At 72.3% G+C, this 21,401-nt stretch carries 19 protein-coding genes and 1 pseudogene; 15 read left to right on the top strand and 5 right to left on the bottom strand.

Annotated elements, in window-relative coordinates; genetic code table 11:
• Positions 1–91: 91 nt before the first annotated feature.
• Complete coding sequence (locus tag M1O15_RS29980; RefSeq protein WP_248637379.1) at positions 92–1,066, bottom strand: LysR family transcriptional regulator; 975 nt, start codon at positions 1,064–1,066, stop codon at positions 92–94.
• Between the two features lie 97 nt (positions 1,067–1,163).
• Here M1O15_RS29980 and M1O15_RS29975 point away from each other — a divergent pair, with 97 nt between their 5' ends.
• The 5 genes from M1O15_RS29975 (at position 1,164) to melC2 (ending at position 6,231) form a co-directional block, all read left to right on the top strand.
• Entirely contained in the window at positions 1,164–1,868 is a 705-nt protein-coding gene (locus tag M1O15_RS29975; RefSeq protein ID WP_248637378.1) for a succinate dehydrogenase cytochrome b subunit, read from the top strand.
• A 2-nt stretch (positions 1,869–1,870) separates the two neighbouring features.
• Positions 1,871–3,844 carry a fumarate reductase/succinate dehydrogenase flavoprotein subunit gene (locus M1O15_RS29970; protein ID WP_248637377.1) on the top strand — a complete coding sequence of 658 codons (1,974 nt, stop codon included), beginning with the start codon at positions 1,871–1,873 and terminating at the stop codon, positions 3,842–3,844.
• Positions 3,841–4,590 (top strand): succinate dehydrogenase/fumarate reductase iron-sulfur subunit, encoded by a 750-nt coding sequence (locus tag M1O15_RS29965; RefSeq protein WP_248637376.1) that lies wholly within the window; start codon positions 3,841–3,843, stop codon positions 4,588–4,590. The genes M1O15_RS29970 and M1O15_RS29965 overlap by 4 nt, the downstream gene beginning before the upstream one ends.
• A 378-nt stretch (positions 4,591–4,968) precedes the next feature.
• Positions 4,969–5,364: an apotyrosinase chaperone MelC1 gene (melC1, locus tag M1O15_RS29960; protein ID WP_248637375.1), complete on the top strand. Its 396-nt coding sequence runs from the start codon at positions 4,969–4,971 to the stop codon at positions 5,362–5,364.
• Between the two features lie 39 nt (positions 5,365–5,403).
• On the top strand, positions 5,404–6,231 hold the full coding sequence (gene melC2, locus M1O15_RS29955; protein ID WP_248637374.1) for a tyrosinase MelC2: 828 nt from the start codon (positions 5,404–5,406) through the stop codon (positions 6,229–6,231).
• 54 nt (positions 6,232–6,285) lie between these two features.
• On the opposite strand, the gene M1O15_RS29950 is transcribed toward melC2, so the two are convergent.
• Positions 6,286–8,727, bottom strand: a complete 2,442-nt coding sequence (locus M1O15_RS29950) for an ATP-binding cassette domain-containing protein (protein WP_248637373.1) — start codon at positions 8,725–8,727, stop codon at positions 6,286–6,288.
• Between the two features lie 360 nt (positions 8,728–9,087).
• Here M1O15_RS29950 and M1O15_RS29945 point away from each other — a divergent pair, with 360 nt between their 5' ends.
• From M1O15_RS29945 to M1O15_RS29935, 3 genes are all read left to right on the top strand, one after another.
• A complete protein-coding gene (locus M1O15_RS29945; RefSeq protein ID WP_248637372.1) occupies positions 9,088–10,203 on the top strand; it encodes a hypothetical protein in 1,116 nt (371 codons plus the stop codon).
• A gap of 433 nt (positions 10,204–10,636) precedes the next feature.
• Positions 10,637–11,575 (top strand): SRPBCC family protein, encoded by a 939-nt coding sequence (locus tag M1O15_RS29940; protein WP_248637371.1) that lies wholly within the window; start codon positions 10,637–10,639, stop codon positions 11,573–11,575.
• Positions 11,572–12,747 carry a zinc-dependent alcohol dehydrogenase gene (locus tag M1O15_RS29935; protein WP_248637370.1) on the top strand — a complete coding sequence of 392 codons (1,176 nt, stop codon included), beginning with the start codon at positions 11,572–11,574 and terminating at the stop codon, positions 12,745–12,747. The genes M1O15_RS29940 and M1O15_RS29935 overlap by 4 nt, the downstream gene beginning before the upstream one ends.
• A gap of 54 nt (positions 12,748–12,801) precedes the next feature.
• Here M1O15_RS29935 and M1O15_RS29930 read toward each other — a convergent pair whose 3' ends face one another.
• The gene (locus M1O15_RS29930) at positions 12,802–13,428 is read right to left on the bottom strand and encodes a TetR/AcrR family transcriptional regulator (RefSeq protein ID WP_248637369.1); all 627 of its coding nucleotides are present in this window, start codon (positions 13,426–13,428) and stop codon (positions 12,802–12,804) included.
• Positions 13,429–13,621: 193 nt separating this feature from the next.
• Here M1O15_RS29930 and M1O15_RS29925 point away from each other — a divergent pair, with 193 nt between their 5' ends.
• From M1O15_RS29925 to M1O15_RS29910, 5 genes and pseudogenes are all read left to right on the top strand, one after another.
• A complete protein-coding gene (locus M1O15_RS29925; protein WP_248637368.1) occupies positions 13,622–14,641 on the top strand; it encodes an alcohol dehydrogenase catalytic domain-containing protein in 1,020 nt (339 codons plus the stop codon).
• A 101-nt stretch (positions 14,642–14,742) separates the two neighbouring features.
• On the top strand, positions 14,743–15,102 hold the full coding sequence (locus M1O15_RS29920) for an aldehyde dehydrogenase family protein (protein WP_248637367.1): 360 nt from the start codon (positions 14,743–14,745) through the stop codon (positions 15,100–15,102).
• Positions 15,072–15,218, top strand: a pseudogene (locus M1O15_RS31945) (aldehyde dehydrogenase family protein); the annotation flags it as partial. The gene M1O15_RS29920 and the pseudogene M1O15_RS31945, both read left to right, overlap by 31 nt.
• A 337-nt stretch (positions 15,219–15,555) precedes the next feature.
• Positions 15,556–16,827 (top strand): low temperature requirement protein A, encoded by a 1,272-nt coding sequence (locus tag M1O15_RS29915; protein WP_248637366.1) that lies wholly within the window; start codon positions 15,556–15,558, stop codon positions 16,825–16,827.
• Between the two features lie 114 nt (positions 16,828–16,941).
• Positions 16,942–17,433, top strand: coding sequence for a phosphatase domain-containing protein (locus M1O15_RS29910; protein ID WP_248637365.1), 492 nt, complete (start codon positions 16,942–16,944; stop codon positions 17,431–17,433).
• 14 nt (positions 17,434–17,447) lie between these two features.
• On the opposite strand, the gene M1O15_RS29905 is transcribed toward M1O15_RS29910, so the two are convergent.
• Positions 17,448–17,672 carry a dodecin gene (locus tag M1O15_RS29905; RefSeq protein ID WP_248637364.1) on the bottom strand — a complete coding sequence of 75 codons (225 nt, stop codon included), beginning with the start codon at positions 17,670–17,672 and terminating at the stop codon, positions 17,448–17,450.
• Between the two features lie 381 nt (positions 17,673–18,053).
• Here M1O15_RS29905 and M1O15_RS29900 point away from each other — a divergent pair, with 381 nt between their 5' ends.
• Together M1O15_RS29900 and M1O15_RS29895 are read left to right on the top strand one after the other, a co-directional pair.
• On the top strand, positions 18,054–19,313 hold the full coding sequence (locus M1O15_RS29900) for an extracellular solute-binding protein (RefSeq protein WP_248637362.1): 1,260 nt from the start codon (positions 18,054–18,056) through the stop codon (positions 19,311–19,313).
• Between the two features lie 180 nt (positions 19,314–19,493).
• Positions 19,494–20,867, top strand: a complete 1,374-nt coding sequence (locus M1O15_RS29895; protein WP_248637361.1) for an NAD-dependent succinate-semialdehyde dehydrogenase — start codon at positions 19,494–19,496, stop codon at positions 20,865–20,867.
• A gap of 37 nt (positions 20,868–20,904) precedes the next feature.
• Here M1O15_RS29895 and M1O15_RS29890 read toward each other — a convergent pair whose 3' ends face one another.
• Positions 20,905–21,378 carry a hypothetical protein gene (locus M1O15_RS29890; protein WP_248637360.1) on the bottom strand — a complete coding sequence of 158 codons (474 nt, stop codon included), beginning with the start codon at positions 21,376–21,378 and terminating at the stop codon, positions 20,905–20,907.
• Between the last annotated feature and the right edge of the window lie 23 nt (positions 21,379–21,401).

The raw sequence follows: 21,401 nt of genomic DNA, 5'->3' as shown, positions 1-21,401 counted from the left end.
CCCCCCCCCCTCGCCCCCCCCCGCCCCCCCCGCCCCCCCCCCCCCCCCCCCCCCCCCCGTCCCCGCCCCGCCCCTCCCCACTCCGCCCCGGTCAGCCCGCCGCCTCACCGCCCACACCCCCGGCGGCCGCCCCCGCCTCACCCCGCCCCGTCCCGCCCGGCAGGGACTCCGGCAGGACCCGCGTACCCGGCAGGGACTCCGTGAGGACCCGCATCAGCTCGCGGGCGGCGCGGGGCGGGGCCACGTCGCTGCGGTGGGCGAGGCCGATGGTGCGGCGCAGCCCGGGGTCGGCCAGCGCGGTGACGCGGAGGTCGCGGCCGGCCCGGGCCGCGACCATGCTCGGCACCACGGCCACGCCCAGGCCCGCGCTGACGAAGCCGAGCACCGCGTCCATCTCGCCGCCCTCCACGGTGAACGAGGGCTCGAACCCGGCGGCCCGGCAGGCGGCGACGGTGAGCTCCCGCAGGTCGTAGCCGTGCCGGAACATCACCAGCGGCCGCCCCTCCAAGTCCGCGATCCGCAGCGGGCGGCCGGGCGGCGGGGCGGTGGCGGCGGAGACCACGACCAGGTCCTCCTGGAGCAGCTCGACGGTGGTCAGGGCCGGGGCGGGGGCGGGGAGGGGAAGCACCACCAGGGCCAGGTCGAGGGTGCCGCGGGCCAGCTCGCGTACCAGGTCGTGCGAGCCGCTCTCCTCGATGACCAGCTGGATGCCGGGGTGAAGGCTGTGGAAGATCCGCAGCACATCGGGGAGCAGGGCGGTGCAGAGGCTGGGGGTCGCGCCGAGGCGGACCCGGCCGCTGCGCAGCTGGGCCAGCTCCTGCACCTCGCGGCGCGCGGTGTCGGCGTCCGCGAGGATCCGCCGGGCCAGCGGCAGCAGCGCCTCCCCGGCGTCGGTCAGCGCGATGTTGCCTCGGGCCCGGCTGAACAGCTCCGCCCCGAGGTCCCGCTCCAGCGCCCTGATCTGCTGGGACAGCGAGGGCTGGGAGACATGGACCCGTTCGGCGGCCCGGGTGAAGTGCCGGGTCTCGGCCACCGCGACGAAGTACGAGAGCTGCTGCAATTGCATACGGTCCAGTTTAGGGGCAGTGGATAGGCTGCCCCTATGGCGATCAGGTGGTCCATGTCTTGGACCACTCACCGGTTCCCGACGTACCGTCGGTGACATGGTTCTGGCAACGCGGTCGGACCGCGAACCCTCCCTCCCGCGCACGCTCTGGGGATCGACCATCGGCAAGAAGGCCGTCATGGCCGTCAGCGGTCTGATCATGCTGGGCTATCTGGTCGCCCATGTCGCGGGCAACCTCAAGGTCTTCTTCGGGCCCGAGGAGTTCAACGGCTACGCGCACTGGCTGCGCACCATCGGCGCACCGGTGCTGCACGACGAGTGGATGCTGTGGATCGTCCGGGTGGTGCTGCTCGCCTCGATCGTGGCGCACGCGGTCTCCGCGTACCAGCTCAGCCGCCGGGACATCAAGGCCCGGCCGGTGAAGTACGCGCACAAGCGGGCCCGGGCCAGTTACGCCACCCGCACCATGCGTTGGGGCGGGGTGATCATCGGGCTGTTCGTGGTCTGGCACCTCCTCGACCTCACCACGCTCACCGTGAACCCCAACGCCCAGCCGGGCCGCCCCTACGAGAACGTCGTCGCCACCTTCTCCACCTGGTACGGCAACGTGATCTACATCGTGGCCATGCTCGCCGTGGGCCTGCACGTACGCCACGGCTTCTGGAGCGCTGCCCAGACCCTCGGCGCGGGCAACGCCGCCCGCGACCGCCTCCTCAAGACCCTCGCGAACGGCCTCGCGCTCGCCCTGACCGCGGGCTTCATCGCCGTACCCGTCGCCGTGATGACCGGACTGGTGAGTTGAGAATGAGCACTGGCACCGAAACCGGGCTGCCTCCGTACGCCGGGTACGCGACGGGCGAGGCGATCGCCGACGCCGCCGCGCCCGAGGGGCCGATCGCCGAGCGCTGGGACAAGCGCCGCTTCGAGGCGAAGCTGGTCAACCCGGCCAACCGCCGCAAGCACACCGTCATCGTGGTCGGCACCGGGCTGGCCGGCGGTGCGGCCGGCGCCACCCTCGCCGAACAGGGCTACCGCGTGGTCCAGTTCTGTTACCAGGACTCGCCCCGCCGGGCCCACTCCATCGCCGCCCAGGGCGGGATCAACGCGGCCAAGAACTACCGCAACGACGGCGACTCCATCCACCGGCTCTTCTACGACACCGTCAAGGGCGGCGACTTCCGCGCCCGGGAGTCCAACGTCCACCGGCTCGCCCAGGTCTCCGTCGAGATCATCGACCAGTGCGTGGCCCAGGGTGTGCCGTTCGCCCGCGAGTACGGCGGACTGCTGGACACCCGCTCCTTCGGCGGCGTCCAGGTCTCCCGTACCTTCTACGCCCGCGGCCAGACCGGCCAGCAACTGCTGCTCGGCGCGTACCAGGCGCTCTCCCGGCAGATCGCCGCGGGGAACGTGGAGATGCACCCGCGCACCGAGATGCTGGACCTGGTCGTGGTGGACGGCCGGGCCCGCGGCATCGTCGCCCGCGACCTGGTGACCGGGAAGATCGGCACCTACACGGCGGACGCGGTGGTACTGGCCACCGGCGGCTACGGCAACGTCTTCTACCTCTCCACCAACGCGATGAACTCCAACGCCACCGCGGTGTGGCGGGCCCACCGCCGCGGCGCCTACTTCGCCAACCCCTGCTTCACCCAGATCCACCCCACCTGCATCCCGCGCACCGGCGACCACCAGTCCAAGCTGACCCTGATGAGCGAGTCGCTGCGCAACGACGGCCGCATCTGGGTGCCCAGGGCCCAGGGCGACGACCGCCCCGCCGCCGAGATCCCCGAGGAGGAGCGCGACTACTACCTGGAGCGCGTCTACCCCTCCTTCGGCAACCTGGTGCCGCGCGACATCGCCTCCCGGGCCGCCAAGAACGTCTGCGACGAGGGCCGCGGCGTCGGCCCCGGCGGGCAGGGCGTCTACCTGGACTTCGCCGACGCCATCCGCCGGATGGGACGGACCAAGGTGGAGGAGAAGTACGGCAACCTCTTCGACATGTACGAGCGGATCACCGCGGAGAACCCCTACGAGGTGCCGATGCGGATCTACCCCGCCGTGCACTACACGATGGGCGGCCTCTGGGTCGACTACGACCTCCAGACCACCGTGCCCGGGCTGTTCGCCATCGGCGAGGCCAACTTCTCCGACCACGGGGCCAACCGGCTCGGCGCCTCCGCGCTGATGCAGGGCCTGGCCGACGGCTACTTCGTGCTGCCGTCCACCATCAACGACTACCTGGCCCGCAACCCGGGCGCCGGGGCGGTCGCCGAGGACCACCTGGCCGTCCGGGAGGCCGTCGGCCGCACCGAGGACCGGCTGGCCCGGCTGCTCGCGGTGGACGGCGACCGCACCCCCGACTCGTTCCACCGCGAGGTGGGGGAGCTGATGTGGGAGTTCTGCGGGATGGCCCGCACCGAGGACGGGCTGCGCGAGGCGCTGGACCGCATCCCGCGCATCCGCGAGGAGTTCTGGCAGCGGATCAAGGTCCCGGGGACGGGGGAGGAGTTCAACCAGTCGCTGGAGAAGGCCAACCGGATCGTCGACTACCTGGAGCTCGCCGAGCTGATGTGCCTCGACGCGCTGCACCGCGCCGAGTCCTGCGGCGGCCACTTCCGCGAGGAGTCCCAGACCCCGGACGGCGAGGCCGCCCGCCGGGACGAGGAGTTCGGCTACGCCGCCGCCTGGGAGTTCACCGGCACCGGTGCCGCGCCCGTCCTGCACAAGGAAGACCTGGTCTTCGAGTACGTCCACCCCACCCAGCGGAGCTACGCATGAGGCTCACCCTGCGCGTCTGGCGCCAGCGCGACGCCGGCGCCCCCGGCGCCATGACCACCTACGAGGTGGACGGCATCTCGGCGGACATGTCGTTCCTGGAGATGCTCGACACCCTCAACGAGCGGCTGATCCTCGACGGCGAGGACCCGGTCGCCTTCGACCACGACTGCCGCGAGGGCATCTGCGGCGCCTGCTCCCTGGTCATCAACGGCGACGCCCACGGCCCCGAGCGCACCACCACCTGCCAGCTGCACATGCGCTCCTTTGCCGACGGCGACACCATCGACATCGAGCCCTGGCGGGCCGCCGCCTTCCCGGTGGTCAAGGACCTGGTGGTGGACCGGTCCTCCTTCGACCGGATCATCCAGTCCGGCGGCTACATCTCGGTGCCCACCGGCTCCGCCCCCGAGGCGCACGCCACCCCGGTGCCCAAGGCCGATGCCGACCACGCCTTCGAGAACGCCGAGTGCATCGGCTGCGGCGCCTGTGTGGCCGCCTGCCCCAACGGCTCCGCGATGCTCTTCACCGCCGCCAAGGTCAACCACCTCAACGTGCTGCCGCAGGGCGCGCCCGAGCGGGAGAGCCGGGTGCTGGACATGGTCGCCACCATGGACGCCGAGGGATTCGGCGGCTGCACACTCGCCGGGGAGTGCGCCACCGCCTGCCCCAAGGGCATCCCGCTGCCGTCGATCGCCGCCATGAACAAGGAGTGGCTGCGCGCCACCCGCAAGGGCCGCCGCAGCTGAGCCACCCCCGGTACCGAGGCCCGGCCCGCCCCTCAGGGCGGCCGGGCCTCGGCGTTCACCGGCACGGGTGCGCAGGGGCGCTTTCCGGCCACCTTGAGTGGGTGATCGGCGTCACCCGTTCCGTCCGCATGTGAAGAACCTTCGGTCGAAGGTGCGGATATGTGAAGGATGTGTTGCCGGTGCCCGGTTCCTGTGGCGCTACCGCAAGATCATCGACGCTCAACGCCCTGCCGAAACCCATCGGTCGTCCATAACGCGAACAACCCGTTCCGGCGGAATTCCCCGCTCCGTTACTGCCCGGTAGGCATATGCCGCGCCGAGGGCACCGACCAACCCCCGGCGTTCACGACCGTGTTCGTCCCACTCAGGGGGTAACCCATGTCCGCCATCACCCGCCGCCGCGCCCTGGGCGCCGCCGCCTCGGCCGCCGCCGGCCTCGCCGCCGGCCGGGCGCTCACCGCGCCCGTCCCCGCCCAGGCCGCCGCCCCCGCGCCGGCCCGCCCGGCCCACCACGACGGCCCCGCGCCGTTCGACGAGGTCTACCAGGGGCGCCGCATCCAGGGCCGGCCGGTCCACGGGGGCGGCCACCACGAGGGCCACGGCGGCTACGCCGTCACCGTCGACGGGGCCGAACTGCACGTCATGCGCAACGCCGACGCCACCTGGATCAGCGTGGTCAACCACTACGAGCCGTTCGCCGACCCGCGGGCGGTGGCCCGCGCCGCCGTACGCGACCTCAACGGGGCCAGGCTCGTCCCGCTCGAACTCGGCTGACCACCACCCGCTGTCGCGTCCACCAGGAGCAGCACCACCATGACCGTACGCAAGAACCAGGCCGTCCTGACCACCGCCGAGAAGCGCCGCTTCACCGACGCCGTCCTCGAACTGAAGCGGACCGGGCAGTACGACACCTTCGTCACCACCCACAACGCCTTCATCATGGGCGACACCGACGACGGCGACCGGGTCGGCCACCGCTCCCCGTCCTTCCTGCCCTGGCACCGCCGCTTCCTGCTCCAGTTCGAGCAGGCCCTCCAGGCGATAGACCCCGAGGTCGCCCTGCCCTACTGGGACTGGTCCGCCGACCGCACCACCCGCTCCGCGCTCTGGGCGCCGGACTTCCTCGGCGGCACCGGCCGCGCCTCCGACGGCCGGGTCATGGACGGCCCGTTTGCCGCCGCCGGCAACCGCTGGCGGATCAGCGTCCGGGTGGACGGCCGCGACTACCTGCGCCGCTCGCTGGGCGCCGGCGGCCGTCAACTGCCCACCCGTGCCGAGGTGGACTCCGTCCTCGCCATGGCGACCTATGACACCGCCCCCTGGAACAGCGCCTCCGACGGCTTCCGCAACCACCTGGAAGGGTGGCGCGGGGTCAATCTGCACAACCGGGTCCATGTCTGGGTCGGCGGCCAGATGGGCACCGGGGTCTCCCCGAACGACCCGGTGTTCTGGCTGCACCACGCCTTCGTGGACAAGCTGTGGGCCGACTGGCAGGCCCGGCACCCCGGCTCCCCGTACCTCCCGGCGGCCGGCACGCCCGACGTGGTGGACCTCGACGACACCATGCGCCCGTGGAACGACACCACCCCCGCCGACATGCTCGACCACACCCGGCACTACACCTTCGACACCGCCGCCTGAGCCGCACGACCGCGGCAGCCGGGACGACGTCCGGGCCGGGCCCGGGGCGGACACTCACCCGCCCCCGCTCCCCGGCCCCGGCTCCGGCAGGCCGAGCGCCCGCGCCAGATAGGGCGCGGTACGGCTCCCCGCGACGGCCGCCACCGCCCGCGGGGGGCCCTCGGCCACCACCCGGCCGCCCTCGTCCCCACCGCCCGGACCCAGGTCCACCACCCAGTCGGCGCCCGCCACCACCGCCATGTCGTGCTCCACGACCACCACCGTGTTCCCCGCGTCCACCAGCCCGTGCAACTGCCGCATCAGCACCTCCACATCCGCCGGATGCAGCCCGGTCGTCGGCTCGTCCAGCACATACAGGGTGTGGCCCCGGCGGGCCCGCTGGAGCTCCGCCGCCAGCTTGATCCGCTGCGCCTCGCCGCCGGACAGCTCCGTCGCGGGCTGACCCAGCCGCAGATAGCCGAGCCCCACATCCAGCAGCGCCCGCAGACTCCGTACGGCCGGGGGCGACCCGGCGAAGAACTCCGCCGCCGCCTCCACCGTCAGATCCAGCACCTCGGCGATGCTCCGCCCCCGGTGCCGCACCTCCAGGGTCTCGACGTTGTAGCGGGCCCCGCCGCACTCCGGGCAGGGCGCGTAGGTGCTCGGCAGGAACAGCAGCTCCACCGAGACGAAACCCTCGCCCTGGCAGGTCTCGCACCGGCCGCCCGGCACATTGAACGAGAACCGGCTCGCCGTGAATCCGCGCGCCCGCGCCCCCTCCTCGGCCGCGAACACCCGGCGCACCACGTCGAACAGCCCGGTGTAGGTGGCCAGGTTGGAGCGCGGGGTACGGCCGATCGGCCGCTGGTCCACCGTCACCAGCCGCCCCACGCCCGGCAGTTCGGCGGTGACCTCGGCCACCAGGGTGGACTTCCCCGAACCGGACACCCCGGTCACCGCGGTCAGCGCCCCCAGCGGCAGCCGGGTGGCCAGCCCGCGCAGATTGTGCCGGTGCACCGGGCCGAGCTCCAGCCACCCGGCCGGCTCCCGCCCCGACCGCCCGGCCACCGGTTCGCCCGCGAAGAGATACCGCCGGGTCGCCGACTCGGCCACCTCCGCCAGCCCGTCGGGCGGCCCGCTGTACAGCACCCGCCCGCCGTGCTCGCCGGCCGCCGGGCCCACGTCCACCAGCCAGTCCGCGTGCCGCACCACCCCGAGGTGGTGCTCCACCACGAACACCGTGTTCCCGGCGGCCTTCAGCCGGTCCAGCACCGTCAGCAGGGCCTCCGTGTCCGCCGGGTGCAGCCCCGCCGACGGCTCGTCCAGCACGTACACCACCCCGAACAGCCCGGAGCGCAGCTGGGTCGCCAGCCGCAGCCGCTGCAACTCCCCGCCCGCCAGGGTGGGTGTCGGCCGGTCCAGGCTCAGATAGCCGAGCCCCATCCCGGCCACCAGTGCGATCCGCGCCCGCAGATCGCCCACCAGCACCCGGCCGGCCTCCGTACCGGCCCCCGTGTCGCCCTCCGCCTCCGCCAGCAGCTCGTCCAGCGCGGTCAGCGGCAGCGCGGCCAGCTCGGCGATGGTCCGGCCCCCGAAGAGGACCGCCAGCGCCTCGGGCCGCAGCCGGCTCCCGCCGCACACCGGGCAGGGGGTGCTGGTCAGAAAGGCCTCCGCCTTCGCCCGCAGCGCCGGGCTCTTGGACTCCGCGAAGGTCCGCAGCACATGGCGGCGGGCACTGCTGTACGTCCCTTGGTACGGGCGGTGGATCCGGCCCGCCTCCCGCACCGGGTGGACCGTCACCACCGGCTGCTCGTCGGTGAACAGGATCCACTCCCGGTCGGCCGCCGGCAGCTCCCGCCACGGCCGGTCCACGTCGTGGCCGAGCGCGTCCAGCACGTCCCGCAGGTTCTTGCCCTGCCAGGCCCCCGGCCAGGCGGCGATCGCCCCCTCGCGGATCGACAGCCCCGGATCGGGGACCAGCAGCTCCTCGCTGGTGGAGTGCACCAGGCCCAGCCCATGGCACTCCGGGCAGGCCCCGGCCGCCGTGTTCGGCGAGAAGGCGTCCGAGTCCAGCCGCTCGGCACCCGCCGGATAGGTCCCGGCCCGGGAGAACAGCATCCGCAGTGAGTTGGAGAGGGTGGTGACCGTGCCCACCGAGGAACGGGAGGTGGGGGAGGAGCGCCGCTGCTCCAGCGAGACCGCGGGCGGCAGCCCGGTGATCTCCCCGACCCGCGGCGCGCCGGTCTGGTGGATCAGCCGCCGCGCGTAGGGCGCGACCGACTCCAGATACCGCCGCTGCGCCTCCGCGTACAGCGTGCCGAAGGCCAGCGAGGACTTCCCCGAGCCGGACACCCCGGTGAAGACGGTCAGCGCGTCGCGCGGGATGTCCACGTCCACCGCGCGCAGATTGTGCTCCCGGGCGCCGCGTACCCGGACGAAGGGATCACGGGCCGCCGCGTCCGCAGCGGATGGTTCCGGAACGGGAGGGAAGGGGCTGGTGGCATCGGGGTGGTGCATGATCGCCAGTCTAGGCTCGGGGTCTGACAGCCGCCCCGTGCCGCCGGGCTGCGGGGGCTCCGGGGGATCAGCCACCCCGTCCCGCCGGGTTACGAAAGTCAACCGCCGGACCGCCCGGCTACGAGGATCAGCCGCCCCGTGCCGCCGGCCGGCGTCACGATCCGCTCGGCGGTCGCCAGTGGCGGGAAGCCGCCCTGGGTGCGTGCGTACGCCATGGCGCATGCCTCCGGGACGAACAACCGCGCCGTTTCCCGGATCACCGAGGTCGCCGCCGCCGTCGCGGCGGCAAGGCGCCGGTGTTATGGCGGGGACATTCTGGGCACTGCGGAACGCCGGGGCGGACGACGAGAAGGGACCGTCATGGTTGAGTCGTCGCAGAGCGTCACGGTCGTGGCTCTCCTGGCCGATCCGGACGCGCCGACAGAGGTCGCGCAGCACCTGGCCCGGGACCTGCCCGCGCGACTCGCGGACGCGTCCGGGCGGCACCGACGGTTCGACGTCGAGGTGGTGAGTGAGCCCTTCACCGCAGGGGCCGAGGACCTGCCCACGTTGACACGCCGGCTCATGGATCGCGGACGTGGGGAGGACTGGGACATCGTCGTCGCCCTCACCGACCTGCCGTTGCACTCGCGGGGGCGCGAGCTCGTCATGGATCTGAGCCAGGAGCACGGCCTGGCGCTTCTGTCGCTCCCCTCGCTGGGAGGCCTGCGTTTCGAGAGAAGGGCCCGACAGGCGGTGGAGGAGGCCGTGCTCGGCCTGGCGGATGCGCAAGCCGCCGAGGCCGAGGGGCTGGGCCACCGTCGGCCACTGGAGGAACTCACCGGCCCCCTCACATCAGTTCACCCGGCCCCGGTCGGCGACGAGGAGCCCGCGGATGTCCGGTACGTCGTCAGCGGGCCGCGCGGTTTCCTGAGGGTGCTCTTCGGCATGGTCCGGGCCAACCGGCCGTGGCGCTTGGTCCCGGGGCTCTCGAAAGCCCTCGCGGCCGCACTCGCGACCGGAGCGATCGCCACCGTGAACTCCACTCTCTGGAGTCTGGCCGTATCCCTGGGCACGGCACGGCTCGTGATCGCCACGGTCGGGTCCGTGGCACTCATGATCGGCTGGCTGATCGTGGACGCGCATCTGTGGCATCGAGCGGCAGAGGACTCGCCGGAGGCGAGGCGGCGGGCAGCTCTCTACAACGCGTCCACGGTCGTGACCTTGGGCATCGGGGTGCTCGTCTGCTACGTGGGGTTGCTGCTCATCAACCTGTTGTGGGCGCTCTTCATCCTCAACGGCCAGGTGTTCGCCTCCATGACGCGAAGTCCGCTGAACGCCACGGAATACTGGACGCTGGCCTGGTTCGTCGCTTCGGTCGCCACGGTGGGCGGTGCGCTGGGATCGGGCCTGGAGAGTGACGAGGCGATCCGGGCAGCCGCCTATTCCAAGCGCGAGCAGGAACGTCGCCGCATGCTGGAGGACGACGACGACTAGCAGGGGACCGGGCTCGACGACGCGTCCTTGAGCGGTAGCCGTCCGGTGCGAAGTATCGGCTGATCGATCGGTGAAGGTCGTTTCGCCTCGGAGGCCGACGGGGACCCGCACCGCATGCCGTCGGAGCGCCGAAGCTCCGCCTGGCGGGCCGGCGGCCCGAACCACCATCCCTCTGATCCGGGTGAACGGCCCGTAGAGACGCCCGTGACGAGGGCTGGACGAAGGTGGTGCTGCACCCCGACGGCCACCAGCAGTAAAGAGACCAGGGCCCTCGGTCGCGCTTCGGCAGCGGGCGGGCGACGACAGCGGCCAGGCCCCGGTTTCGGCCAGGGGCGGACGGGCCCTCCCCGTCCGGGGCGTCGTCCGCCATCGGCCCGTCGCCCCCTGAAAGCGACTCGCCTTCCATTCACCTCACCGCACCTCAGGAGCACTGATGACAACGGATACCCGATCCACCTCCCGCCTGCGACGGGATCGGCTGGTGCGCGGCCTCGGCTGGGCCAGTGCGCTCCTGGGAGTGCCGCAGGTCGTCGCCCCGGCAAGCTTCGCGCGGGCCCTGGGCGTGGGCGACGCCCCCCGGCACCGATCGGCCACCACCGCCGTCGGCGTGCGCGAACTGGCGGCGGCGACCGGGCTGCTGGGGCGGCCGCATCCCGTCTGGCTCTGGGGGCGCGTCGGTGGCGACCTGATGGATCTGACGCTGCTCGCGCGGGCCTTGAGGAACCACGACGGTCGCAGCCTCGGACGCACCGTCGCCGCGACGGCCGCGGTCACCGCCATCACCGCCACGGACGTCTACGCGGCCGTGACCCGCACCCGTAGGAGCACCCCCATGGAACTGACCGCGGCCACCACCGTCACCCGGTCCCCGGACGAGGCGTACACCCTCTGGAAGGACCTGGAGCGACTGCCGGACTTCATGGCGCACCTGGACGAGGTGCATGTGACCGGCCCGCGCACCAGCCACTGGAAAGCCGGCGCACCGTTCGGCAGGACGGTCGAATGGGACGCCGAGATCACTCAGGACGTCCCGGACCGGCTGATCGCATGGCGGTCGGTGGACGGCGCCGACATCGGCAACTCCGGCGAAGCCCGTTTCGTGCCGGCCCCCGGCGGCCAGGGCACGGAGATACGGGTGTCCCTGCGCTACGAACTGCCCGGGGGAGCGGTGGGCAAGGCGGCGGCACGCTACTTCGGCGAGGAGCCGCACCAGCAGCTGGACGACGACCTCCGCCGCTTCAAGCAGATCGCGGAAACCGGTGAGGTCGTCTGCTCCGAGGGCGCACCCGGCGGCAAGCGTGCCCGGGGCGAGTTCCCGCAGCACCCGGCCCGGCCGCTGACCGAGGACGAACTGAAGGAGGCGCTGTCATGAAGGCCAACTGCTGGACGGGACGCAACTCGGTCACGGTGCGGGACGTCCCCGACCCCTCGATCCTGAACCGCCGCGACGCCATCGTGAAGATCACCTCGACGGCGATCTGCGGCTCCGACCTCCATCTGGTCGACGGCTACGTCCCGACCATGGAGAAGGGCGACATCCTGGGCCATGAGTTCATGGGGGAAGTCGTCGAGGTCGGCCCCGGCATCAGCGACGGCACCCTGCGCGTCGGCGACCGGGTCGTGGTGCCCTTCCCCATCGCCTGCGGCGCCTGTGCGTCCTGCCGCGCGGAACTGTACTCGTGCTGCGAGAACAGCAACCCCAACGCCGGGATCTCGGAGAAGATGTTCGGTCATCCCACCTGCGGCATCTACGGGTACTCCCATCTCACCGGCGGTTTCGCCGGCGGCCAGGCCGAGTATGCGCGGGTGGTGCTCGCCGACGCCAACGCCCTCAGGATCGAGTCGGACCTGACCGACGAGCAGGTGCTCTTCCTGTCCGACATCCTGCCGACCGGATACATGGGCGCCGACATGTGCGACATCGAGGAAGGCGACGTCGTCGCCGTCTGGGGCGCCGGGCCGGTCGGCCAGTTCGCCATGGACAGCGCCCGGGTCCTGGGCGCGGAGAAGGTCATCGCCATCGACAAGGAGACCTACCGCCTCGACATGGCCTCCGCCCAGGGCTACACCGCCATCGACTTCGAGGACACCGACGTACGGTCCGCCCTGCTCGAACTCACCGGCGGCCGTGGCCCCGACAAGTGCATCGACGCGGTCGGCCTGGAGGCCACGCACGGCGCCTCCCACGTCCACCTCTACGACCGTGCCAAGCAGGCGGTCCGCTCCGAGACCGACCGGCCGCACGTCCTGCGCCAGGCCATCATGTCCTGCCGCAGCGGAGGTGTGGTCTCGGTCATCGGCGTCTACGGCGGGATGGTCGACACGTTCCCGGTGGGCGCCTGGATGAACAGGTCGCTGACCCTGCGCACCGGCCAGTGCCACGTCCAGAAGTACATGAAGCCGCTGCTGGGCCTGATCGAGCAGGGCAGGATCGACCCCACCCGGGTCATCACCCACCGGCTGCCCCTGACCGAGGCGCCGACCGGCTACGACCTGTTCAAGAACAAGAAGGACCGCTGCGAGAAGGTCGTCCTCAAGCCGTGAGGGCCGCGACGGATCGCGGCGCCGACGATGCGGCCTCTCTCGGTGGCGTCCGCTTCAGGGCGTGAGGGCGGTGGGCGGTCGAGCCGTGTTCTCGTCTCCGCTGGTGGACGGCGGCGTGGTGAGTGCCCGCACCGCGGCGGTCATCGCGGCGCGGTGGATCCGCAGGCGTTCGGGGTCCCATGGCGGTTGGTCCGCCAGGGATCGCAGGGCGGGGGAGGCGTTGGCCCAGGCGGTGGTCAGTCCGAGCAGAAGGGCGAGGACGTCGGCGGGGGTGACCTCGGTGGTGACGAGGTCCTGTTGCTGGGCGCTGGAGATGGCGCCGATCTTGGGTCGGTAGGCCTCGACCTGTGCCGGTGGGGCGTCGGGGCGCTCCAGCTGGGACCATCCGGTCAGGCGCAGGACCTGGGGGTGGTCCAGGAGGTAGTCGAAGAGGCTGCCCGCGTAGCCGGGGAGGTCGTCGGCGGTGAAGGGGACGGCCTGGGCGAGGTCTTCCAGGCTGTTGGCGACCACGAGGTCGAAGAGGTCGTCCTTGTTGCCGAAGTGGACATAGATCAGGCGCTTGTTCGCCTGGGCGGCCTCGGCGATGCGGTCCACGCGGGCACCTGCCAGCCCGAACTGCGCGAACTCGTGGTACGCGGCGGTGAGCAGGCGCTTCTTGGTGGCGGTGGCGTCCGGTGGCATGAGTAAAGGTTAGTGCGCGCCGTAACTACACGGATAGTGAGGTCCGCCGAGGGCGGTCCCGCTTCGGAGCGTCCGGGTAACTATCTGGTTATTGATGGGTGGCGCGTTCTGCGTTACGGTGTATCTAACCAGATGGTTACCTCTGGCCCCCGGGGGCCGGAGTCCCGCATACCCGCAGGCAAGGAGCGAGCTCATGAAGGCTGTGGTGATGACCGGTGCGAACCAGCCGTGGGAGGTCCGGGAGGTCCCGACGCCGACGGCCGAGCCGGGCCAGGTACTGGTGAAGGTCCACGCTTCGGGCATGTGCTTCACCGACGTGTGGGCCACCACGGGCTACGGCGGCGACATCTACCCCCAGACCCCGGGCCACGAGGTCGTCGGGGAGGTCGTCGAGGTGGGCGCCGGCGTGCACACCCGCCGGGTCGGTGACCGGGTCGGCACCACCTGGGTGCAGTCGGCATGCGGCCGGTGCGACTACTGCCGCGAGAACCGGCCGCTGACCGGCCAGACCGCGATGAACTGCCCCGGGGCACGGACCACCGGGTTCTCGGCACAGGGCGGCCACGCGGAGTACATCGCGGTCACGGCCGGGGGAACGGTGCTGCTGCCCGACGCCCTGTCCTACGAGGACGCGGCGCCCATGATGTGCGCCGGGTACACCACATGGAGCGGCCTGCGGGACGCCTCGCCGCAGCCGCACGAGAAGGTCGCCGTCGTCGGCATCGGCGGGCTGGGGCACGTGGCCCTGCAACTGGCCAAGGCGTCCGGCTTTGAGACCATCGCGATCACCCACTCACCCGACAAGCACGACCTGGCCCTCCGGCTCGGTGCCGACCATGTCGTCGCCAACGGCAAGGAGCTGCGTGATCTGGGCGGGACGGACGTGCTGCTGGTCACCACCAACGCCTTCGGCGCGGCGGAGGAGGCGATGACCGGCCTGCGCCCCGACGGCCGTGTGGTCCTGAGCGGTCTGGACTTCACCCAGCCGTTCTCGATCTCCTCCGAGGGCGTGCCGTTCCACATGATGCGCCAGCGGGTCATCGGGTCCACCCACGGAGGCCGGCACTACCTGGCCGAGGTCCTCGACCTCGCCGCGAAGGGCAAGGTCAAGCCGATCACCGAGACCTTCCCGCTCGACCGGGCCACCGACGCCTATGACCGGCTCGCCTCGGGCGAGATGCGCTTCCGCGGCGTGCTCACCCCGCACGCCTGACCGGCGGGAGCCTGCCCCGGCCCGCCGCGGTGCGGACCGGGGTGCCGGGCGGCGGCTCGCCGCCCGGCACCCCTCACCCCCTCTTCGGAAAGGACCCCGTCATGCGCGAAGCCCGGCAGCTGTACATCAACGGGGAGTGGACCACGCCGGCTGACGGCACCGTTCAGGAGCTGACCGGCCCCGCCAGGGGCCGGGTCGGCGGCCGGACGGTCCTGGGAGGCGGCGCGGACGTCGAACGGGCGATCCGCGCGGCGCGGGAGGCGTGTCCCGCGTTCGGCGCCACCTCGCCCGCCGAGCGTATCGGGCTGCTGGAGGCCGTCGGAGCCGAGTACGCCCGCCGGGCGGAGGACAGGGCGCAGGCGGTCACCGCTGAACTCGGCTCGCCGATCAGCCTCTCCCGCACCCTGGCGCCTGGCTCGTCACCGGCGGCCTGGGCAAGCCCGGCCTGCCCGACCCCCTGAAAGACGGCCACTTCGTCAAGCCCACCGTCTTCGCCGACGTCACAGGCGGCATGACCATCGCCCGCGAGGAGATCTTCGGCCCCGTCCTGTCCGTCCTCACCTACGACACCCTCGACGAGGCGGTGGGCATCGCCGACGACTCCCCGTTCGGCCTGTGCGGATACGTCACCGGCACCCCGACCCGCGGCAGGCCCGCGCCGTCGCCGAGCGGATGCGCACCGGCTACGTGCTTGTCAACGACGCCGACTTCGACGTCAACACCTCCTGGGGCGGCTGCAAGCAGTCCGGCAACGGCGCGAGTGGGCCGACTTCGGCGTCGGCGAGTACCTGGAGACCACGTCCATCGTCGGCGTCACCGCCTGAGAGACCCCGGGGCCGGGCGGCCAGACGCCGGTCGCGCCCGCGACCCGGCTGCCCAGGCGCGGCACGATCCCTTCCGACAGGATGCTGCTCATGAGCGACTCCCCTCACACCAGCGCGACCGGCAGAGGCAGGCTCGCCCACCGGCTCCTGCCCATGACGGGACGGGACCCGGAGGAAACCCACCGGGTCGCCACACCCCTGGAGCTGCTGTTCGACCTGACCTTCGTCGTCGCGGTCGGCACCGCGGCCCACCACTTCGCCGAACTGCTCGCCGAGGGGCACCTCGCGCCGGCGGTCCTGGCGTTCCTCCTCGCCATGTTCGCGATCAGCATCGCCTGGATCGGCTTCAGCTGGTTCGCCTCCGCCTTCGGCACGGACGACTGGCTCTACCGAACGCTCACGATGGTGCAGATGATCGGCGTCGTCGTCTTCGCGCTCGGCATCCCCGCGCTGTTCCACTCCGCGGAAGAGGGCGGCCGGCTGAACCTGCGGGTGATGGTCCTCGGGTACATCGTGATGCGTGTCGCGATGGTGCTCCAGTGGTGGCGCGTGTACCGGCAGTCCCCCGAGTTCCGCGAGGTGAGCAAGGCGGACCTCCTGTGGACCCTGGTCGCCCAGGTCTGCTGGACGGTGGTCGCCTTCGCGCACCTGCCGTTCCTGGCCGTCATCGTCGCCGTCGTCGTGATCGGAACCCTGGAGCTGCTGCTGCCGCTTCTCGCCCAGGGCGGGGCCGGTGGCACCCCCTGGCATCCGCACCATGTGGCCGAGCGCTACGGCCTGTTCGCGATCATCGTGCTCGGTGAGAGCGTGGTCGGCACCGCGGCCTCCTCGGGCGACCTCCTCGGCGGCGCGGACGGTACGCGGTGGACCGGCGACGCCGTCGCCGTCGTCGTCGCCGGGGTGGGACTGACCTTCGGAATGTGGTGGGTCTACTTCGCCACTCCGTTCGGCGACATCCTCGCCCACCGCCGCGGGCGCGGCTACCTCTTCGGCTACGGGCACATCCCCGTCTTCATCGGCATCGCGGGCGTCGGAGCGGGGCTGCACGTGGCCGGCCTGTACATGGAACACCACGCGCACCTGGGTGGGACCGCCGTCGTGCTGTCCCTGGCCCTCCCGGCCGGCCTCTACCTGCTCATGGTCTACCTGCTCCACACTCTGCTCTTCTCGGCGGCGGACCGGTTCCACCTCCTGCTCATCTCGCTCACCCTCGTCGTGCTGGCCGCAGCGGTACTCCTGTCAGCCGCCGGGACCTCCGTCGCGGTGTGCCTGCTCGTGGTCATGCTCGCCCCCTTCGTCACCGTGATCGGCTACGAGACGATCGGCCACCGCCACCAGCAACGCATGCTGAACGAGCTGTGACAGGGTCCGCGGCGGGGACCGCGTCCTCGCCGGGCTTGACGACGAGGGCAGCTGCCGGGGAGACCGGGGCGTCGCCACGCCCGGCGGCGCCGCGGATTGCCTACGCTGGCGGCCGTGACCCGCGACACCAGGCCTCTGGCCGTCTTCGACCTGGACAACACCCTCTCCGACGCCCGCGGGCGCCAGCACTTCCTGGAGCGCCGGCCGCGCGACTGGGCCCGCTTCTTCGCGGCGGCGCGCCAGGACCCGCCGCTGGCGGCCGGGGTGGAGCTGTGCCACCGGAGCGCCGAGGAGTGCGAGATCGTCTATCTCACCGGCCGCCCCGAGCGGTGCCGCGAGGACAGCCTGGCCTGGCTCGCCGAGCACGGGCTGCCCGAGGGGCGGCTGCTGATGCGGGCCGACGACGACCGCCGCCCGGCGCGTACCACCAAGGCGGCGGCGCTGCGTCGGCTGGCCGCCGACCGGGAGATCCGGGTCCTGGTGGACGACGACGAACTGGTCTGCGACGCCGCCGAACGCACCGGCATCCCGGTGGTACGGGCCCGCTGGGCGGCGACCGGCGCCGAGACGCTGCACCGGGCGCAGGAGCGCGAGGGCCGTACCTGAGTCCGCGGTCGGGCTCAGCCCGCGGCTTCGCCGTCCTCCAGCCGGAAGCCGACCTTCATCCCCACCTGGTAGTGGGCGATCCGCCCGTCCTCGATGTGGCCCCGGACCTGCGTCACCTCGAACCAGTCCAGATGGCGCAGCGTCTCGGAGGCGCGGGCGATGCCGTTGCGCAGAGCCTCGTCCACGCCCTCGTGCGAGGTGCCGACGATCTCCGTGACGCGGTAGGTGAGGTGCGACATGGGCTCTCCGCAAGGGTCGGGTGTCCCGCGCGCTCGCCGGACACGTCCCTCCACCGTGCACCAGTGCGCCGGGACCCGCGATCCCGACGATCCCCTCAGGGGAGCTCGGACCGGGTCAGGGCCCGGGAGGGCGGTTCGCCGGTACGCCGGGCGTACGCCGGCCCCCCCATACGGGCAGGCCAACCGGCGGCGCGCCGACCCCCCACCGGTTTTCGCCACCTCCGCCCGGCGGGGCCTGCCGGCCTACTGCCCGGTCACCTGGGGCGAGGGCTTGACCCTTCCTTTGGTCCATACCAAAATCCAGCCATCGCGCCCGAAGCGAATCGCTCGCCTCCCCCCACGTCGGGTACCTCCGCCCTGCCCCGGACAAAGGTGACCTACGTGAAGAAGCGGTTCCTCGCCTGCGCCTGCGCGCTCGTTGTCGCGGCCTCCCCGGCCCTCACCGGGTGCGGTGTGCTGCCCGGCGACAGCGCGTCCGGCTCCACCGTCACGGTGTGGCTGATGAAGGGCAGTGTCTCCGAGGACTTCCTGAAGCGCTTCACCACCGCCTTCGAGGAGGAGCACCCCGGCGTGGCGCTGGAGGTCGCCTTCCAGGAGTGGACCGGCATCGGGGAGAAGATCGGCACCGCGCTGAAGAGCGAGGACGCACCCGACGTCATCGAGGTCGGCAACACCCAGGTCGCCCGGTACGCCGACACCGACCTGCTCTACGACCTCACCCTGGAGTCCGTCCGCGACCTCGGCTACCAGGACTGGCTGCCCGGCCTCGCCGAGCCCGGGCAGGTCGACGGCGCCCAGTTCGGCATCCCCTGGTACGCGGCCAACCGGGTCGTGGTCTACCGCAAGGACCTCTTCGAGCGCAGTGGCATCGGCAAGCCGCCGGCCACCCGGGAGCAGTGGCTCGCCGACACCGCCAAGCTCAACGAGGACGGCGGCCAGGGGATCTACCTCGCCGGTCAGGACTGGTACACCCTGTCCGGGTTCATCTGGGACGAGGGCGGCGAGCTCGCCGTGGAGAAGGACGGCCGGTGGACCGGCGCCCTGGACGGCCCGGGCGCCCAGCGCGGGATCGACTTCTACCAGCGGCTCCAGGCCCTCGGCGAGGGCCCGAAGGACGCCGACGAGGAGCACCCGCCGCAGGCCGAGGTGTTCGCCGACGGCGAGGTGGCCCAGATCATCGCCGCGCCCAGCGCCGCCGCCGCCATCAAGGAGCGCAACCCCGGCCTCGACGGAAAGCTCGGCTTCTTCCCGATCCCGGGGAAGACCGCGGGCAAGCCCGGTGCCGTCTTCACCGGCGGCTCCGACCTGATCGTCCCGCGCAACGCCCGGGATCGGGACGCCGCCATCGACGTGGTCTCCGCGCTGGCGGGCGAGAAGTGGCAGACCGACCTGGCCCGCACCATGGGCTATGTCCCCAACAAGTCCTCGCTGGCCTCCGTGGTGGAGGGCCAGGAGGCCACCGCCGCCATGGCCGCCGCGGCCGCCGGCGGCCGGGCCACCCCCAACTCCCCGGAGTGGGCCGACGTGGAGGCCGCCAACCCCATCAAGCCGTATATGACCGCCGTCCTCCAGGGCCAGGACCCCGGGACGGCCGCCCGGGCCGCCTCGGCCCGGATCACCGCCATCCTCCGGGGCGACTGACGACCGGCTCCGCGAACCGCCGGAGGAAAGCCGTACGCGAGCCGTACGAAGGGCCGAAGGTCCGGGTGTTCGGTTCCGCCCGAGGGGTAGTCGTTTGTCCGTACCGTCCGGAAAGCTGCTCGGGCTCGTCCCACCTGCGGCTTCTCCGGAACCGCGAACCACAGAAGAGGTGCGGACGCCTTGGAGCGCTACCAGATCGTCAACCCCGCGACCGGCGAGACCGTGCGGGAGTACCCGACCGCCACCGACGCCGAACTGCGCGACGCCCTGGAGCGCGCCGACGCCGCCCAGCGGGAGTGGGCGGCCCGCCCGCCGGCGGACCGCGCCGCCGTGCTGCACCGGGTGGCCGACCTCTACGAGGAGCGTACGGAGGACCTCGCCGCGATCATCACCCGCGAGATGGGCAAGCCTGTCAAGCAGGCCGCCGGCGAGATCGGCACGGTCGTCTCGATCTACCGCTACTACGCCGACCACGGCGAGGAGTTCCTGCGCGAGGAGGAGCTCGACGTGGCCTCCGGCGGCCGGGCCGTGATCCGCAAGGAGGCGGTCGGCACGCTGATCGGGATCATGCCGTGGAACTTCCCCTACTACCAGGTGGCCCGGTTCGCCGCGCCGAACCTGATGCTCGGCAACGGCATCCTGCTCAAGCACGCCCCGCAGTGCCCGGAGTCCGCCCTGGCGATGGAGCGGCTGTTCCAGGACGCGGGCCTGCCCAAGGGCGCGTACACCAACGTCTTCGCCACCAACGACCAGGTGGCCGACCTGATCGCGGACGACCGGATCCAGGGCGTCTCCCTCACCGGCTCCGAGCGGGCCGGGGCCGCGGTGGCCGAGATCGCGGGCCGCAACCTCAAGAAGGTCGTCCTGGAACTGGGCGGCTCCGACCCCTACCTCATCCTGGGCGTCTCGGACCTGGGCCGGGTGGTCAAGAACACCGTCCGCGGCCGGATGGCCAACGCCGGCCAGGCCTGCAACGCCGCCAAGCGGATCATCGCGCTGGACGAGCACTACGACGCCTTCGCCGAGCAGTACACCGAGGCCATCCGGGCGATCATCCCCGGCGACCCCACCGACCCCGACACCTTCATGGGTCCGCTCTCCTCCGAGAAGGCGGTCCAGACGCTGGACGAGCAGGTGCGGGACGCCGTCGACAAGGGGGCGACCGTGCTGGCCGGCGGCAAGCGCATCGACCGCCCGGGCGCCTGGTACGAGCCCACCGTGCTGGCCGGGATCACCCCCGAGATGCGCGCCTACCAGGAGGAGCTGTTCGGCCCGGTCGCCCTGCTCTTCCGGGTGGACTCCGAGGACGAGGCCGTCGACTTCGCCAACAACTCGCCGTACGGGCTGAGCGCCTCGGTGCAGAGCGACGACCCCGAGCAGGCCGAGCGGGTGGCCCAGCGGCTCCAGACCGGCATGGTGTACGTCGGCGGCCCGGCCGTGAGCGCCGCCGAGCTGCCCTTCGGCGGGGTGAAGCGCTCCGGCTTCGGCCGCGAACTGGGCCGGTTCGGGATGGAGGAGTTCGCCAACCACAAGCTGGTCCGCGTCGCCCGCTGATCGGCCCGCCGGCGGGCGCGGCCCCCGCGACCGCGTCTCAGCGGACGGGGCCGCGCTCGTCGACGGCCACGGTCGGCTCACCCAGGAACAGCTCGGGGTGGGCCGGACCGCAGGCGACGTTGAAGGTGTCCAGCCAGTAGGACCAGCCCCGGATGCCCAGGGCGCTGCTGAAGCGGTAGTTGAGCTGCCAGCGCACCCACTGGCCGGCGGCCAGCCGCACCGCGGGCGGTCTGCGCGGCCGGGGCGGCAGCCCGTACAGCGGCCCCACCCGGGTGTGCACCCGCAGCCGGTCGCCCTCGATCCGGAGGACCACCCCGGCCTCGCGCACCGCCACCCGGCTCTCCACCGGCGCGAACCCGTCCTCCTCGGACATCCGGACCCGGTGCGCCAGCCCGTCCGGCAGCGCCGGCAGGGCGAACCCGACCGGTGCCGCGTTCCTGCGGGCCGCCGCCTCCCCGCCCCGCGACTCCTTGGTCCAGGACGTCCTGACCCACTGCACCGTGATCTCCACCGCGACCCGCCTCCGCACCGTCG

Source organism: Streptomyces lichenis (genome assembly GCF_023218175.1).
Taxonomy (GTDB): domain Bacteria; phylum Actinomycetota; class Actinomycetes; order Streptomycetales; family Streptomycetaceae; genus Streptomyces; species Streptomyces lichenis.
This window is presented reverse-complemented; position numbering and strand designations above follow the sequence as displayed.

Bases quoted from the DNA above. Each gene is read 5' to 3' on its own strand.
- M1O15_RS29980 (WP_248637379.1), bottom strand. From the start codon at position 1,066: ATGCAATTGCAGCAGCTCTCGTACTTCGTCGCGGTGGCCGAGACCCGG.
- M1O15_RS29975 (WP_248637378.1), top strand. From the start codon at position 1,164: ATGGTTCTGGCAACGCGGTCGGACCGCGAACCCTCCCTCCCGCGCACG.
- M1O15_RS29970 (WP_248637377.1), top strand. From the start codon at position 1,871: ATGAGCACTGGCACCGAAACCGGGCTGCCTCCGTACGCCGGGTACGCG.
- M1O15_RS29965 (WP_248637376.1), top strand. From the start codon at position 3,841: ATGAGGCTCACCCTGCGCGTCTGGCGCCAGCGCGACGCCGGCGCCCCC.
- melC1 (WP_248637375.1), top strand. From the start codon at position 4,969: ATGTCCGCCATCACCCGCCGCCGCGCCCTGGGCGCCGCCGCCTCGGCC.
- melC2 (WP_248637374.1), top strand. From the start codon at position 5,404: ATGACCGTACGCAAGAACCAGGCCGTCCTGACCACCGCCGAGAAGCGC.
- M1O15_RS29950 (WP_248637373.1), bottom strand. From the start codon at position 8,727: ATGCACCACCCCGATGCCACCAGCCCCTTCCCTCCCGTTCCGGAACCA.
- M1O15_RS29945 (WP_248637372.1), top strand. From the start codon at position 9,088: ATGGTTGAGTCGTCGCAGAGCGTCACGGTCGTGGCTCTCCTGGCCGAT.
- M1O15_RS29940 (WP_248637371.1), top strand. From the start codon at position 10,637: ATGACAACGGATACCCGATCCACCTCCCGCCTGCGACGGGATCGGCTG.
- M1O15_RS29935 (WP_248637370.1), top strand. From the start codon at position 11,572: ATGAAGGCCAACTGCTGGACGGGACGCAACTCGGTCACGGTGCGGGAC.
- M1O15_RS29930 (WP_248637369.1), bottom strand. From the start codon at position 13,428: ATGCCACCGGACGCCACCGCCACCAAGAAGCGCCTGCTCACCGCCGCG.
- M1O15_RS29925 (WP_248637368.1), top strand. From the start codon at position 13,622: ATGAAGGCTGTGGTGATGACCGGTGCGAACCAGCCGTGGGAGGTCCGG.
- M1O15_RS29920 (WP_248637367.1), top strand. From the start codon at position 14,743: ATGCGCGAAGCCCGGCAGCTGTACATCAACGGGGAGTGGACCACGCCG.
- M1O15_RS29915 (WP_248637366.1), top strand. From the start codon at position 15,556: ATGAGCGACTCCCCTCACACCAGCGCGACCGGCAGAGGCAGGCTCGCC.
- M1O15_RS29905 (WP_248637364.1), bottom strand. From the start codon at position 17,672: ATGTCGCACCTCACCTACCGCGTCACGGAGATCGTCGGCACCTCGCAC.